The following is a 15135-nucleotide window of genomic DNA, read 5'->3' on the forward strand; positions in this document are numbered from 1 at the left end:
CATGAGACAGATTTTTCTCGATACAGAAACCACAGGCTTGTATCCCGATCAGGGACATCGCATTATCGAAATTGCGGCCGTGGAAATTTTCAATCGCCGTCCCACGCAGCGTCACTTTCATATCTATATCAATCCTGAACGGGAGATTGATCCCGGTGCGCAAGAGGTACATGGTATCTCGCTTGAATTCCTGCAAGATAAACCTTTGTTTGCGGCCATCGCTAACGAGTTTATTGAGTTCATTCGTGGTGCCGAGCTGATTATCCATAATGCGCCATTTGACGTCGGCTTCCTGAACATGGAGTTGGCCAGACTAAACCTGGACAAGCTGGAATCATATATCAGCGGTATTATTGATACCCTGAAAATGGCCAAGGAAATGCGCCCGGGACAACGTAACAACCTCGACGCCTTGTGCCGCCACTATGGGATAGATAACTCTCAGCGAACCTTGCACGGCGCCTTGCTCGATGCCGAGTTGCTGGCTGAAGTCTATATTGCGATGACGCGCGGTCAGGAAAGTCTGCTGATGGACTTATCCAGTCCGGCGGAGCATGTGAGCCAGACCAGCCTGACGGTGGATTTGTCGATGATCAAGTTGGTGACGGCAGATGAAGAAGAGTTGGTTGCTCATCAACAATACGTTGAAGGACTTGCCAAATCAGGCGCCACGCCATGGTGATGACCAGTTAGGATAAAAGAAACGATTCTAGCTAGGGAAGGTGATGAGCTTTCTTGAAAAACTACACCTGATCAAACGCATCTGTCCAGCTGTTCGGTGTCTCATACAGGCGGACCCTGACGAGTTTTAACTGATTGCCAAAAGTATCCCGATACTGTGCCTTAAGTAATTTAAAGGCTTCTGCTGCCATATTTTCGGCAGTGGGAATGGTTGGGAAGATAATGGTTTTATGGTTGGGGAGGCTGTTCAGAAAGTTCAGAACTTCTGCATCACCTTGGTAAACCAGAAAGGCGTGGTCCCAGCGGTCGACTATGGTTTCACGGGCAATACGCTTTACGTCGGCAAAATCCATCACCATTCCATTTTCTGAAGCGTGTTCAGCCTGGATAATATCCCCTGACAGGGTAATTTCTATGGCGTAACGATGGCCGTGTAAATTGCGGCATTGACTCTTGTGATCAGGAATGCGATGTCCAGCATCAAATTCCAAGCGTGTAGTAATTTCCATCCCGCTATTATATCAGTAACCATGACGCTCGCTGCGCATGTTGCTGAGGATGGTTAAATAGCTTTTGTCTGGTCGATGATGCTATTAATACAAGTCGTCAAAGTTCATTAATGCATCTTCGTCGGCAGAGTAGTGCTTGTGACTTTTTTCATAGCTACTGTAGCCAGTATCAAAATCGTCCATCTCATCACCGGCAAAATCTTCCAGCATTTGGTCAATTTTTTTAAATTTGTCGGTAGGTGTGGTTTTTTGTAACATGATGTACTCCTCTTCGTGTTGTTGATTTACTCAAACATGTCAGTCCTTTATGTTCTTAAAACATCATTAGCATAGACTATGCCAATGATGTTTTTTGTTCCTTACAATATTATTAACGGCACGTATTAAAAAAAGTAAAATATGCGCCTTTCATGCAGAACAATCAAGCTAACTGATTGTCTGTAAACGCATAACATAAAGATGATTAACAGGAGAGATACAATGCGAGGTTTGATATTAATGTTGTTCGGGTTGCTTGGTATGCCGTTGGCCAAGGCAGAGTGTTTACCTATATACCAGCATCAATTTAAAACCTTGCAGGGTCAAACTGTCGATTTTTGTCAATTTCAAGACAAACCCGTGCTTGTGGTCAATACCGCCAGTAAATGTGGTTTCACGCCACAATTTGAAGCGCTGGAGTCCTTATATGAGCAATATAAAGATAAAGGCCTGGTCATTATTGGATTCCCTTCAAATGATTTCAGGCAAGAGCCAGGCAATAACAAGCAGATTGGTGACTTCTGCAAACTGACCTATTCTGTCAAGTTCCCCATGGTAGAGAAATCCAGTGTCACAGGTAGTAACGCAAATTCCCTATACCAGCAACTTATCAAGCAAACCGGCCAGGCGCCTCAGTGGAATTTCTATAAATATGTCATTTTGCCTGGTGGTCAGAAGGTTTACTCATTTAACAGCATGACGCGACCAGAGAGTGAAGATATCCTGGGCAAAATCAAACCTTACCTTAAATAACGCATTTCAATCCTCGGCTATTGCTGAATATTTGAGCAATAGCCATAGAAAACAAAACGATATGAAGTTTTTTTCAAGTTTTGTTGTGAAATGCGTTGACAAGACTTCTGGCCATCATTAATATGGCGCCTTCTTTGAATTGCACTGCAAAACAAAGAACTGCAATACCAGAGATTCGGGGGTATAGCTCAGCTGGGAGAGCGCTTGCATGGCATGCAAGAGGTCAGCGGTTCGATCCCGCTTATCTCCACCAAGTGATTGAAAATATTGAATTTTTTATAAAATAAATATTTTAATTATTTGAAAAACTGGTATAATGCACGGGTTGTTAAATTTCTTAGGTCCCCATCGTCTAGAGGCCTAGGACACCTCCCTTTCACGGAGGCGACCGGGGTTCGAATCCCCGTGGGGACGCCAAAATCACTCAGTGATTTCTAGCAATAAAACTCAATAATTTAGAATGCTGACTGTTCCTGAATGCTACGCATGCGGAGCCTCATTCTATTTGTATTCTGAACACAATCTAACAACCATCACATACAAAATTCTACCGAATCCTGATTGATGTTTACCGTCATCGTGGAGCGCTGTAGGTGTGATCGGATAGTCCGACTGGCAATCAAAAGCCAACGTTAAAATTTCAGGCTCATTGAATTTTCATCTCATTTAGCGTGTTTCTGTGAAATACAGCATTGATAAAAATAGAAAGACAAATATGCTATCGAAATTAATCTTTGTCACAGGATTGATAGTTTCAACAGGGGCGTACGCCATGACCTCTATTAGCACACCTGTGCCAGAGCCAGAAAGCATGAGTTTAATTGCCATTGGTTTGGGGCTCATTGGCGTGATCGTCCTTAGAAAAAGGTAACTCTGACGGAAACGTTAAATAAACCACTGGAGCCCCACGGAATGTGGGGCTTTTTCATAGGTATGAACAGGGCCAGGATTGGTCTGGAGGTGGGGGTTACACCTCACAATAAAAAGCCCGGCAGGACCGGGCGTGATCTTTTTGCTTGAGCTTATCCGCGGATATTACTTTGCGCAGAAAATTGCGATAACTCAACATATGGTTGCGGTTGCCAACCCGCGGCGCGATGTTCTGCCACGACATTGGTAAAGATCCCGCCACGCACATAGAATTTGGCGGTGACACGCATAAATTTTGGATCAATCGCAGCGACCAAGTCGTCCAGAATCTGGTTGGTCACGGCTTCATGGAAGCAGCCTTCATCGCGGAATGACCAGATATACAGCTTCAGGCTCTTCAATTCCACGCATAATTTGTTGGGAATGTAGTCCAGGTAAATCACTGCGAAATCAGGTTGGCCGGTTTTTGGGCACAGGCAGGTAAACTCCGGGATTTCCATATGAATATGAAAGTCTCGGCCAGGGTTGGGGTTATCAAAAGTTTCCAGTGTTTTGCTAGGTTGGGCCGTTGGTTTGCCACCGAGTAAATGTTCGTTCATTGCACTCTTCTTGGTTGTTTCTTGGTAAAAATGGGTATTATAACGCTTAAGCGACTATTCAAATTCTTATAAGCGGTTTTCTTACTTTGCGTCTGACACATTTAAAACTGGCGGGGTTCAAGTCTTTTGTCGATCCGACCACCATTCACCTGCATGGACAGCGTGTAGGGGTGGTTGGTCCTAACGGCTGTGGCAAATCCAATGTCATGGAGTCAGTGCGTTGGGTACTTGGTGAATCATCAGCAAAAGAAATGCGTGCCGATGCCATGGATGCCGTGATTTTCAACGGATCATCCAACCGAAAACCCATTTCACGTGCCAGTGTTGAACTGATTTTTGATAACAGCCTTGGCGGCGCGAGCGGTGAGTGGAGCCAGTATGCTGAAATCTCCGTCAAACGAGTGATTGAGCGAGATAAAGGCTCGACATATTACATTAATAATATTGCCGTGCGCAGGCGCGATGTTGCAGACCTTTTTTTGGGGACTGGCCTTGGTGGGCGGGCTTATGCAATTATCGGCCAGAATACGATTTCACGGATTGTAGAAGCACGGCCTGAAGAGTTGCGTGTGTTCCTCGAAGAGGCTGCCGGCATCAGTAAATATAAGGAGCGCAGGCGGGAGACGGAACTCAGGTTACGCGATACCCGCGAGAATCTGGAGCGAGTAGAGGACATTTCCCGTGAACTCAATAAACAGATTATCAAGCTTGAGGCCCAAGCAGTAGTCACACAAAAATACCATGCTTTGCAGGCAGCCTTTAAGCTGGCTGAGGCACAGTGGTGGTGGTTGCGTAAGAGAGATGCTGTGCTGGCTTATGAAGCTGCTTCGCAAGCGGTAGAAAAGGCCGTGAATGGACTAGAAGCCCAAATGGCAGCTTTACGCAGTAGTGAATTGCAACTGGAGTTGAGCCGACAACAGCATCAAGATGCCTCCAACCAATTGCACATTGCACAAGCCGCCTTTTATGAGGCCAATGCGCAGGTGTCTAATCTTTCCTTACAGGTCAAGCAGTCCGAAGAAGCGCGTGACCGTTTATTACAACAGCAGCAACAATTACATGCCCAGCGTGAACGCAGTGGCCAGCAATATCAGCAGTTACAGGTGCAATTGTCTGAGAAGACAGCAGCCCTCGCCCTCGCAGAAACAACGGTTGCCGAGAAGGCAGAGGCGTTACGGATGTTGCAACAGGGCTTGCCTCAGCAGTCAGCACAGTTGCAACTCGTCCAGCAAGCGGCGCATCAGGCACAACAGGCTGTGCAGCACAGCCGCCAGCAGACGCAACTGGAGCAAAATAATGCGCAATTTTTACAACGAAACCTTAATGAGGTATCACAGCGTTTACAGCAATTGCAGCGTGAATTAGAACAGTGGACATTACCGGATATGCAGGTAATGTCGCTTTATCAACAGCAGTTAACTGACCAGCAAGCTGCGCTGGATAATGAAGAGCAGTCTTTAAATCAGCTGCGTAGTCAGGAGAACAGCCAGCAGCAAGCCTTGCAACAGGCCAGGCAAGATTGGCAGCAGGCCCAGCGAAATTTGCATCAGCTGGAAGCTGAAATCCAGTCCCTGCAGAAATTGCAGCAAAGCAGCAAGCAAGACCAGCAGTTGGGGCCCTGGTTGCAAAAAACAGGCCTGCAATCGGTACCTCGCCTATGGCAGGCTGTGCAGATTCAGTCTGATTGGCAATCGGCACTGGAAGCGTTTCTTGGCCATAAATTGAATGCCTTGTTGCCTGAACAATTATCCGGTTGGGCACAGTGGCCCCATCCGCACGCGGCACTGGCGGTTGCACAGCCAGCTGAGGTGAGTGAAGCTAGCGCTACGCAATGGCAGGGATTGCCCAGCTTGTATAGTTTGTTGACGATCAAGCAACCCGCTGTGGCTGGTGCCTTGCAACATTGGCTGGCGGGTGTGTACGTCCTGGAAGATATGCAGCAACTGGCACAGTATCAGTCCCAGTTGCCCGTTGGCGTATCATTATTGACAAGAAATGGTGATGTTTACCAGCGGTATAGTGTGGTGTATCACGGACGCCAGACTCACATGCAAGGTGTCTTGGAACGGCAACAGCATCTGGATAGCCTGCAGGCTGATCTTGAGCCTGCACAAAAAGCCGTTTTCTCAAGCCAGCAGCTTACGCAGCGCATAGAACAGGATTTGCAAGTCATTCGCCAACAGCAGCAGCAATCGCATCAGCGTATCAAGCAACTCACGACCAGTATGCACGAATTGCAAATGCAGGTCTCAAGTATTCAGCAAACGCATGATAACGCTGTGCGCCGGCAAACCTCCTTGCAACAGGATTTGGCGCAGGCTGAAGCCAAACAAGCGAGCCTGGGTAATGAGCTGGCTTTAGCACAGGGCCGGATGGCTGAATATGAAGCGCAATTCGCTGGTTTGGAGCAAGCGGCACGCGAAGCGCAATCGCACAAACAGCAAACTGAGCAACGTTATTTCAATCTGCGTGACAGCGTGCAACAGGCTGAAAAGGCCCAGCAATCGCAAGAGTTCGAGCAAACTCTGCTCAAAAATGCCGTCAATGACTTGCAGCAACGTCTGGTCTACAACGCGCAGGAGACTGAACATTTACAACACCGTCTGGCTGAAATTGAGCAAGCGTTAACCATCAGTAATATGGAGGCACTTAAAGCCAATTTGGCGCAGGCGCTCACGCAGCAGCATCACTGTGAGCAGGCGCTCGCGCAGGCCAGAAACCAGTTGGCACAACAAGAGGCGGCATTGCAGCAGCAGGAACGCGACCGCATGCAGGTAGAGCAGCAATTACACCCTTTGCGCGATGCTGTGGAGCAAAAGCGCCTCAAGCAGCAGGAATGCCGTTTGCAAGTAGAACAATGTCAGCAGGCGCTGGCAGACACTGGGCTGAATGAAGAGGACATTCAGCAAGGGCTGGATTTATTAACATCTGTGCAAACCCAGGCGCAAGCCACACAGAAACTGCAGCAGCAAATCCAGCAATTGGGTCCTGTGAACATGGCGGCCATTGAAGAACTGGCGACAGAAAAAGAGCGCAAAGGTTATTTGGACAGCCAGCTCAAAGATTTGCTAACGGCCAGTGAAACACTGGATGAAGCCATACAGAAAATTGACCGGGAAACACGTGGAAAACTACGCGCAACCTTTGATGAAGCCAACCGCAATTTTGGCGAGCTGTTCCAGACACTGTTTAATGGTGGAAATGCCAAGTTGGAGTTGCTAGGGGATGAAATCCTGGACACGGGTGTGCAGGTGTTTGCACAGCCTCCGGGCAAGAAAAATACCACCATTCAATTGCTGTCTGGCGGCGAAAAGGCATTAACGGCAATGGCGCTGGTATTTGCCTTGTTCCGTTTAAATCCAGCGCCATTCTGCCTGATGGACGAAGTGGATGCGCCGCTGGATGATAGTAATACCGAGCGTTTTTGCCAGCTGGTACGCGTGATGTCCGAAAAAACACAGTTTCTCTTCGTGTCACACAACAAAATCACCATGGAAATGTCTCAACAGCTCATTGGCGTCACCATGCAGGAGTCGGGCGTATCACGGATTGTCGATGTAGATATCGAAGAAGCGATCCGCATGCATGCGGCTTAATGCCAGTTTTGTTGTATTATTACGCAAGCGTTTTAAAGGATAAGTAAGGTCACATGTCTGATTTGTGGATGATATTGGTGTTGCTAGGGGTCAGCATCGTTCTGGCAGTGGTGGTGTTTAACTGGTGGCAGGAAAAAAAATATCGCAGAGACGTTGAATACCGCTTTAGCCATACGCGTGGCGATGTGCTGGATACTGAGTCATCCAGCAAAGAAAAAGAATCCTTCAAGAGAAATGCTGCCGAAAAACAGGCTGTGTCAGAAGAGGTTGAAGGCTGGATGTCCGAACCTCGTGTGCGCCAGTCTCCAAAGGTTGAGCCTGACTTTTCCGTGAGTCAAGCAACCTCATCTAAAAAGCCTGTGGGTGACAAAAACGGTTTGAATTTAAACAAACAGCCTGGCTCAAATCCGTCGTCTAACCCTGATCACTTTGGTTCAAGCATACAGCCCGTTGTAGCGCCAGTGGCTGAGATACCTTCACTGGTTGCCCAGGAATCGATTCCTGAAGTTGCACAACTTCCTGAAGAAAATGAATTCGAACCGTTATCAGCTCCTAGAGTAGTGGCAGAAAATCCAGCGCTACCTTCTGCTGTGCACACCGCCATGGATTGGGTTGGCCTGATAGATGCACCCTTGGGTGTCATGCTGGCCGAGCTGGAGGATATGCAAGCTGAGGTCAGAACTTTTCCGCAACATGCCACTTTGTGGGCACAAAGCTCGATCAGCGGGGACTGGCAGGACGTACTGAGCCTGGATGCCAAAGCCATGCAAGACCAGACGCCAGCCAGCCAAGTAGCCTGTAGCTTGCAACTGGCTGACCGGGGTGGTCCCGTGGATGAAGAAACCCTGAAACGCTTCCAGAAATCCATGGAAACGTTGGCGCGTGCATTAGGCCTGACCGTGAGCTGGCAGGGCGGTTATGAACCCTCGCAGCAAGCGCAGTCCATTGATGCTTTCTGCATTGAGGTTGACAAGGCTGTTGAGTTTCATGTGCTCGCCAACCAGGGCATGTTCCATGCGACCAAGCTGCGTGGGCTGGCTGAAGCCTGCGGCATGCAGTTGAGCGATGAGGGACGTTTCGAGTTGTTCAATACACTAGGCCAATTAGAATTCTCTGTCCGTAATTATGAAGGCAAACCATTTTCTGCAGACATGTTGAAATCTGCTGTGATGACTGGCATGACCTTTCAGCTGGATATTCCTACTACCCCAAATAGTTTGCAGGTGTTTGATCATATGGTTGAGATTGCACAAAATATGGCAAGTAGTTTAAGTGGCAGCTTGATTGATGTTAATCGCAAGCCGATTGGTGACGTGCAACTGGATAAAATCCGCCAGCAGCTCAGAAATATTTCCAATGCAATGGCCGCACAAGGGATTGTTCCCGGCAGTAGCCACGCTAAACGCCTCTTTTCTTAATGATGTCACCCCAAGAAGCTGCGCTGCTTTTACAACAGCTCAAGCAGCGCATTGCCGAATACGACTACCACTATTATGTGCTGGATGCCCCGTTAGTCAGTGATAATGAATATGATGGCATTTACCGGCAACTGCTAGAGATTGAGCAGCAATATCCTGAACTGATTACGATAGACTCGCCCAGTCAGCGGATTGGTGGGCAGGCTATTTCGGCTTTTGACAGTGTGAAACACCGCCAGGCCATGCTGTCACTGAATAATGCGTTCAGCGATCAGGAGCTTGAAGCTTTTGACCGGCGTGTTCGCGAGGCCACAGGTGAATCACAGGTCGAATATGCGGTTGAGCCTAAATTCGATGGCCTGGCAATTACACTGACCTATGAACATGGCGTTTTTGTGCAAGGGGCCACACGTGGTGATGGCTACACTGGAGAAAATGTCACACATAACCTCAAAACCATCCGTGCGATTCCAAGCTGCCTTAATATAGCCAATCCGCCGGCCCTACTTGAGGTCCGTGGTGAAGTCTTGATGCTGAAAAAGGATTTTGAAAAACTAAATCAGCAACAGGCTTCAGTAGGGGGCAAACTGTTTGCTAATCCACGTAATGCTGCTGCGGGGAGTCTGCGCCAGCTAGATCCTAATATTACGGCTAAACGCCCTTTGCATTTCTTCGCTTACGGTTTGGGAGCCAGTGACGGCACGCCAGAACTGCATTCACATGCTGAAGCCATGCAATACCTTACACATTTGCGTTTCCCAGTCTCAACATTACGTGGCCTAAAAACAGGTGCACAGGGATTGCGTGACTATTATGTCGAGATTGGTGAAAAGCGTAGCAGTTTGCCTTTTGACATTGATGGCGTGGTTTATAAAGTCAATGCTTTTGAATTACAAGATATTTTAGGATTTGTCTCGCGTGCCCCGCGTTGGGCGGTGGCCCATAAATTCCCGGCAGAAGAAGCGACCACGCTGGTCGAAGATATCACTGTGCAGGTTGGCCGAACCGGCGCCATTACCCCGGTCGCACGCTTAAAGCCGGTGTTTGTGGGCGGGGTCACCGTCACCAATGCCACGTTGCATAATGAAGACGAGATGCGACGCAAAGATATTCATATCGGCGACACTGTGGTGGTAAGGCGGGCAGGGGACGTCATCCCGGAAGTGGTCTTGGTAAAGCATGAGTTGCGTCCCGCTGATGCCCGCCTATTAATCATGCCTTCCGTATGTCCGGAATGCGGTTCGCATGTGGTTCGCCTTGAAGATGAAGCGGTTGCACGCTGTACCGGCGGACTGATCTGCCCCGCGCAGCGTAAACAGGCCATCACGCATTTTGCATCACGTCGCGCCATGGACATTGAAGGCCTGGGTGAAAAACTGGTTGATCAACTGGTGGAGCGCAATCTGGTGCATCATCTGGATGATGTTTACCGCCTTAGCTTACCTATGCTTGCCGGGCTGGATCGCATGGCAGAGAAGTCAGCCCAAAATGTGCTGGCTGCCATAGAAAAGAGTAAGACCACCACATTGGCACGCTTTATTTATGCGCTTGGTATCCGTAATGTGGGCGAAGCGACTGCCAAAGATCTCGCGCAGCATTTCGGTAGCCTGGAAGCCCTGATGCAAGCCAGTGTCGAGAGCTTAATGCAAGTCCATGATGTTGGTCCTGTCGTGGCTGAGGCTGCCTTTCAATTTTTTGATGAGCCCCATAACCGTGAGGTGATCGCTGCCATGCGGGCTCTGGGGGTGCAATGGGCGGATATTGCCAAAACGAGCACCTCGACTGCTTTTGCCGGGAAAACCTTCGTCTTAACCGGTACACTCCCTACGCTGAAGCGTGATCAGGCGCAAGCCATGATTGAAGCTGCAGGCGGCAAGGTCAGCGGCAGTGTCTCCGCCAAAACCAGTTACGTGGTGGCGGGTGCGGAGGCGGGCAGCAAACTTGAAAAAGCGCAACAGCTGAATATCCCTATCCTGGAAGAATCGGCATTGCTTGAGATGCTGCAACCATTAAAAAATAGCGAGAAAAAGCCTTCTGAGGCTTCATCAAAACAACCGGATTTATTTTAAGATGAATTCTAAAATTACTTTAGCTTTAATCATCAATGTATTGATTTTAAATCAATCTTTTTCCAAGGATGCCAGCCTGGATTCATGCGATGCTGCGATAAAAAATCGACAATACACTCAGGCGATCGCCATCGCGGAACAGCACGTCGACCAAGCCGGATTCTGGTTATGTAAAGGCCGGGCGCAATCTGCTTTAGGCCAGAATGCCGCGTCGCTAGACAGTTTTAAGCAAGCCATTGCGCTCAAACCTAATGGCCTGGATTTAATCTCCGCATATATGTTGTTGGGCAATGCCCAACTTGAAGCCAAAACGCACGCTTTGGCTATTGATAGCTATCAGCAGGCGCTCAAATTAAGTGAGCAGCAAGAGATGCGCCGTTATAGCCGTATTGCGCATAATTTAATTGGCGAAGCCTATTATGAAATCGGACAATATACAGAGTCATTGAAAGCATTTGAAGCTGGCGAGAAGCTGGCCATGAATGATGACGAGCGAGCGGACAGCTATATACATGAGGCCCTGGTTTACCAGCAAATGCAGCAGACTGATAAAGCAATTGAGTACCAACTCAAAGGCGTGCTGATGCTGCGTAAATCTGGCACGCCTGATCAATATGCCGAAGCCAGTTTAGTCTTGGGTAAATTATTTGTCGCCAAGAAAGATCTTGTAGGTGCAAGTAAAACCTATCAGCGTCTGATGGAATATGCCAGTGAGAATGGTGGCCTGTTTTATGAGGCTAAGACGGCGATTTATTGGGCCGAAGTAAAACGTGCTGAAGGTGATATTGCTGGAGCTGATCAATTAATGAAACAAGCTGAAGCGATTGCAATGCAATATAAAGACCCTGAACTCGATGAATTACTCGCAAAGTCAAAATAGGGTTATCACGCGCAGGTAGCCGAAAACTCAGCTTGAGACAGGCTGAGTTTTTTAGTATTTCCATTATTTAACATAATATACATTATACGAAATTAACCGTATCATTTAGCGGAATAGTTTTGCAGTTTTTCTACCTCCTACTTTTAACCCTTTGGAGACGAAAACATGAAAAAATTTCCGGCATTTTCTGACGCAGTTATCTTGCATCAAATTAACCAGCAGCAAGCAAAAATTATTTTTGCCGCTTTGCGTGTTCTCGATGCGCACTTATCACTTGAAACCCCAGCTTCTGACCTGGCTTTTGTGAAGACACAAATTCAAGACGTTCAAGAGTCTTTCGGCTTCAAGTTCTCGGCTGACCAAGTCAGCGACCCCCGCACCATGCAACCGGCTTTGCACCAGATGATTGATGCCCTTTGCGATGCATATACAAATGCTCAAGACAAACAGATACGCATGGCCAGCGAGTTTCTGAATGACCAATACGCTGAAAACTTTGAGCCTGATGTATTTAACCTGCCTAAAGGCGAAACATTAAGGATTGCAGGCCATGAGTACATCTAATGCCCAATCCAACAGAGAGCCCATTTCAGTGGCTACTTTTGCCCGCAATCTTGGCTTGTCAGAAGTCGTGGTCTACAAGTATTGCAAGCAAGGCCGCATCTTTGGTGCTCGTAAACATCCTTTGACCAAGAAATGGTGGATTTACCCTCCAGCCAAACTCTTGCCTAAGCCTTGAAGCGTAAGGCTAAGCGATACAAGCGCAAGCCATACAAGCCCATAAACCCTGATGATTTTCGATTGATAAGGCTAATGAACAAACTAACGATAGAAGATGTAGCCAAGTTGCTACATGTGACCAGCCGAACGGTTGCACACTGGGAATGCGGATCCGCCCGCATTCCCTATGCTGCCTTTAAGCTGCTGCGCATGAAAGCCAATGGCGAGTTTTTAAATCAAGTTTGGGAAGGCTGGACGATTAGAGCTGACGCCCTCTATTCTCCCACGGGTAGAGCCTTCAAACCTCACGAACTCACTTATCTCGCAAATTACTTCACGATGGCTCGCTACTGGCTAGCAGACTGTAATCAAAAAATGGCAAAACGACAACTCCAGCAACCCGCTAAGGTTCTGCGGCTTGTCACTTCTCAACCTGACAGTGAACGCGTCTCCTTGCTGCCGCATATGAGGTTTAAACGATGAGTTACTTTCATTTTAAAAAAAGCGCGGAGGAAGAGCGCCAAGCGATGACGACAAGCGTTTTTAAAATATCGCGGGGGGATGGGGGATGCCTTAATCCCCCATGCAGACAGCAATCTAACGCGCTACAAGCTTTTTTTCCGCGTGTCCCTGCCCTCTGCACTCAACCCATGCTTATTACGCGCCCTGAAGACGGTTTTATGAATGGGCTGATTGCAAACCGCAGTCACGCGAAGCGTGATCGCGGTTTGCAACAGCACATGGATGATTCTGGCTTCGTCTTCTTAATAACCAGCGAAGAAAGTCTCATGGGTGAGATAAAAGGAAAACGGCAAAATAGCCCGCTAAGGCGCGCCCTGCATGGGTTTGGAGGTGTTTAGCATGAAAAAAAACTATTCCCTCTCAAAAAAGCCCGAATTCTACTATGACGACCGAGGTTATACGGTCGGCTGCACGGTTGAAAAGGCCGCCGAATACTTCGAGATTTCAACCCGCAGGGTTCGGCAAATGCTCATTGATGGCAAGCTGAAAGGCACAAAGCAAGGCCAGTCATGGCGCGTTGATTATCCATTTCAGCGAACCATCGGCACCCGTGGCCCCGCTATTGAAAAGTATCGCAATCAAGGCATACAGCCATTAAAACAGCGCGGAAAACGCTGGAATACTGGCAAGTTCAACAATCAGAAAATCAAGAAAGGAGAATGAAATTCCTTCACTGGCTGAAACCCACACGGGAGACGAAACAGGAAAAACTCCCAAGGTAGAAATCCTGCATTTACCCCGCTATACATTATGCGAATATATTGATGTAATAAGATTGGATTAGCATGATTTCATCTCATTTATCGGCAATTTGTGAATTCCAAACATGTGTACCATCACAATTCAATATAGGGAGATGCCATATGCAGTTATTACCCACCCCTGACATGATGAAAAAAATATCAGAGTCATGGTCATTTGTGAGCGGCGAGGCTTTCGAATTTAAGGAAAGTAATCACTACACATTTCACAATCATGAAAACCTCATGGCTGTCATCTTACCTTTATTTGTAGATAGTCAGCCTCAACGCGAGTCGATCGCGATTGGTTTGATATTGGACGATGCAGAAGCCATTAAAGTGGCTGCACATATGTTTGGTCTATCCAAAGAAACACTTTCTGCAGCTGACGTCCAGGATGCAAAAAAAGAAACATGCAATATTTTAGGTGGTGGTTTGATTGTGGACAAAAACAGTGAGTTGGGTCTGCCACAAGAGATTCCATTAGAAGAGTTTTTTAAATTACAAAAAGATGCGACTTTCAGCAGGTTATTCGTTAGCGAAAAGCCGAATGAAGATCTGGTGAATCTCGTTATATTCGACGTAAAAAATGCGTTTTCAGGGGTACTTTTATCATGAGCACATCAACAGGCAGTGTAGCCAAATTTTTGATTGTGGATGACAGCCGGGCGATCCAGAGCATTATTAAACGAGTGATTGAATCCTGTAACTATCCAAAACTGGAAATTCAGAGTGCAAGCGATGCCGAATCTGCCATGGATATCCTTGAGAAGTTCAAGCCAGATTTAATCATTACTGATTGGCATATGCATAAAATCAGTGGGCTTGAATTTTGCCAGCATGTTTCCCAGACTTATGGAAACAAGATTCCAATTGGGTTTGTGACGACTGAGTCCAGCCAAGAAAAAATCGAGTTGGCATATCAAAGTGGTGCGAAATTCGTCATTAATAAGCCCTTTCAGGATATGGACTTAAGGACGCAGTTGGTACGCTTTGTACCACTGAATGGCGCTGCGAAAGCAAGCACAGTCCCTGATGAGCTAAAAAACACAATAAACACCCTGTCGACGCTGTTGAAAGGCGAACCATTTACTTTCGAGCCCTGCCCTCCACTGGCACTGGCCGACTTCAGTGAAAATAATTTCCTTGGTTTATTTGGTGAAAACGGTAAAACGCCTCCGGTCAATGCATTGGCGATTATGGATATGGGGGCCGTCGGAGTATTATGGGGCGTCCACAATGATCAGCAGTCAATGATTCTGTCCATTGTCAAAAATGGCACTGCGGCTAATGAACAGCTGGACGAAGCACGAAAATTTATGGATGAATTTGGTGCAGGGTTATCGATTGGGTATAAAAATGGCCCCCTTAAACTCGCCCGTTCAAGTATCGTTAACAGGCAGTTCCCCCGGCTGGAAATGTCTCTTGCCTCGAATGAAGGGCGTACAGACTATAAGTTAACTGTGCCAGGGATAGGTGTGGGTTATATAACCTACCTTAAGCTAATTTAAGGGACATGT

At 47.5% G+C, this 15135-nt stretch carries 17 protein-coding genes and 2 tRNA genes; 16 read left to right on the top strand and 3 right to left on the bottom strand.

The features are described 5' to 3' along the window. Window position 1: 1 nt before the first annotated feature. Window positions 2-682, top strand: coding sequence for a DNA polymerase III subunit epsilon (dnaQ, locus tag ACJ67_RS07585; RefSeq protein WP_049638552.1), 681 nt, complete (start codon window positions 2-4; stop codon window positions 680-682). Between the two features lie 61 nt (window positions 683-743). On the opposite strand, the gene queD is transcribed toward dnaQ, so the two are convergent. Together queD and ACJ67_RS14920 are read right to left on the bottom strand one after the other, a co-directional pair. Then, window positions 744-1190 carry a 6-carboxytetrahydropterin synthase QueD gene (gene queD, locus ACJ67_RS07590; RefSeq protein WP_049638553.1) on the bottom strand — a complete coding sequence of 149 codons (447 nt, stop codon included), beginning with the start codon at window positions 1188-1190 and terminating at the stop codon, window positions 744-746. Between the two features lie 84 nt (window positions 1191-1274). Continuing rightward, window positions 1275-1448, bottom strand: a complete 174-nt coding sequence (locus ACJ67_RS14920; protein WP_018985265.1) for a hypothetical protein — start codon at window positions 1446-1448, stop codon at window positions 1275-1277. Between the two features lie 222 nt (window positions 1449-1670). Here ACJ67_RS14920 and ACJ67_RS07595 point away from each other — a divergent pair, with 222 nt between their 5' ends. From ACJ67_RS07595 to ACJ67_RS15000, 4 genes are all read left to right on the top strand, one after another. Next, window positions 1671-2201 (top strand): glutathione peroxidase, encoded by a 531-nt coding sequence (locus tag ACJ67_RS07595; protein WP_231587120.1) that lies wholly within the window; start codon window positions 1671-1673, stop codon window positions 2199-2201. A gap of 177 nt (window positions 2202-2378) precedes the next feature. Further along, a tRNA-Ala gene (locus ACJ67_RS07600) sits at window positions 2379-2454 on the top strand. 88 nt (window positions 2455-2542) lie between these two features. Then, window positions 2543-2618, top strand: a tRNA-Glu gene (locus ACJ67_RS07605). Window positions 2619-2973: 355 nt separating this feature from the next. Continuing rightward, window positions 2974-3072, top strand: coding sequence for a PEP-CTERM sorting domain-containing protein (locus tag ACJ67_RS15000; protein WP_231587121.1), 99 nt, complete (start codon window positions 2974-2976; stop codon window positions 3070-3072). A gap of 151 nt (window positions 3073-3223) precedes the next feature. Here the strand turns inward: ACJ67_RS15000 and queF are convergent, their stop codons facing one another. Next, window positions 3224-3670, bottom strand: coding sequence for a preQ(1) synthase (queF, locus tag ACJ67_RS07610; protein ID WP_049638555.1), 447 nt, complete (start codon window positions 3668-3670; stop codon window positions 3224-3226). 86 nt (window positions 3671-3756) lie between these two features. Here queF and smc point away from each other — a divergent pair, with 86 nt between their 5' ends. From smc to ACJ67_RS07665, 11 genes are all read left to right on the top strand, one after another. Beyond that, complete coding sequence (smc, locus tag ACJ67_RS07615; protein ID WP_049638556.1) at window positions 3757-7266, top strand: chromosome segregation protein SMC; 3510 nt, start codon at window positions 3757-3759, stop codon at window positions 7264-7266. A gap of 53 nt (window positions 7267-7319) precedes the next feature. After that, the gene (locus ACJ67_RS07620) at window positions 7320-8684 is read left to right on the top strand and encodes a cell division protein ZipA C-terminal FtsZ-binding domain-containing protein (protein ID WP_049638557.1); all 1365 of its coding nucleotides are present in this window, start codon (window positions 7320-7322) and stop codon (window positions 8682-8684) included. 2 nt (window positions 8685-8686) lie between these two features. Next, on the top strand, window positions 8687-10753 hold the full coding sequence (ligA, locus tag ACJ67_RS07625; RefSeq protein ID WP_049639824.1) for an NAD-dependent DNA ligase LigA: 2067 nt from the start codon (window positions 8687-8689) through the stop codon (window positions 10751-10753). A 1-nt stretch (window position 10754) separates the two neighbouring features. Continuing rightward, on the top strand, window positions 10755-11633 hold the full coding sequence (locus ACJ67_RS07630) for a tetratricopeptide repeat protein (RefSeq protein ID WP_049638558.1): 879 nt from the start codon (window positions 10755-10757) through the stop codon (window positions 11631-11633). Window positions 11634-11798: 165 nt separating this feature from the next. After that, entirely contained in the window at window positions 11799-12197 is a 399-nt protein-coding gene (locus tag ACJ67_RS07635; RefSeq protein ID WP_049638559.1) for a hypothetical protein, read from the top strand. After that, window positions 12184-12372 carry a hypothetical protein gene (locus ACJ67_RS07640; RefSeq protein ID WP_049638560.1) on the top strand — a complete coding sequence of 63 codons (189 nt, stop codon included), beginning with the start codon at window positions 12184-12186 and terminating at the stop codon, window positions 12370-12372. Before ACJ67_RS07635 ends, ACJ67_RS07640 begins: the two co-directional genes overlap by 14 nt. Before the next feature lie 74 nt (window positions 12373-12446). Further along, the gene (locus ACJ67_RS07645) at window positions 12447-12836 is read left to right on the top strand and encodes a VC1465 family Xer recombination activation factor (protein WP_156171657.1); all 390 of its coding nucleotides are present in this window, start codon (window positions 12447-12449) and stop codon (window positions 12834-12836) included. After that, window positions 12833-13213, top strand: a complete 381-nt coding sequence (locus ACJ67_RS07650; protein ID WP_049638562.1) for a hypothetical protein — start codon at window positions 12833-12835, stop codon at window positions 13211-13213. The genes ACJ67_RS07645 and ACJ67_RS07650 overlap by 4 nt, the downstream gene beginning before the upstream one ends. Before the next feature lies 1 nt (window position 13214). Then, window positions 13215-13538 (top strand): helix-turn-helix domain-containing protein, encoded by a 324-nt coding sequence (locus ACJ67_RS07655; protein WP_197080586.1) that lies wholly within the window; start codon window positions 13215-13217, stop codon window positions 13536-13538. Window positions 13539-13738: 200 nt separating this feature from the next. Further along, window positions 13739-14233: a hypothetical protein gene (locus ACJ67_RS07660; protein WP_049638564.1), complete on the top strand. Its 495-nt coding sequence runs from the start codon at window positions 13739-13741 to the stop codon at window positions 14231-14233. After that, window positions 14230-15126: a response regulator gene (locus tag ACJ67_RS07665; protein WP_049638565.1), complete on the top strand. Its 897-nt coding sequence runs from the start codon at window positions 14230-14232 to the stop codon at window positions 15124-15126. Before ACJ67_RS07660 ends, ACJ67_RS07665 begins: the two co-directional genes overlap by 4 nt. Window positions 15127-15135 lie beyond the last annotated feature (9 nt).

The sequence above is a fragment of the Methylophilus sp. TWE2 genome (assembly GCF_001183865.1).
Taxonomy (GTDB): Bacteria; Pseudomonadota; Gammaproteobacteria; order Burkholderiales; family Methylophilaceae; genus Methylophilus.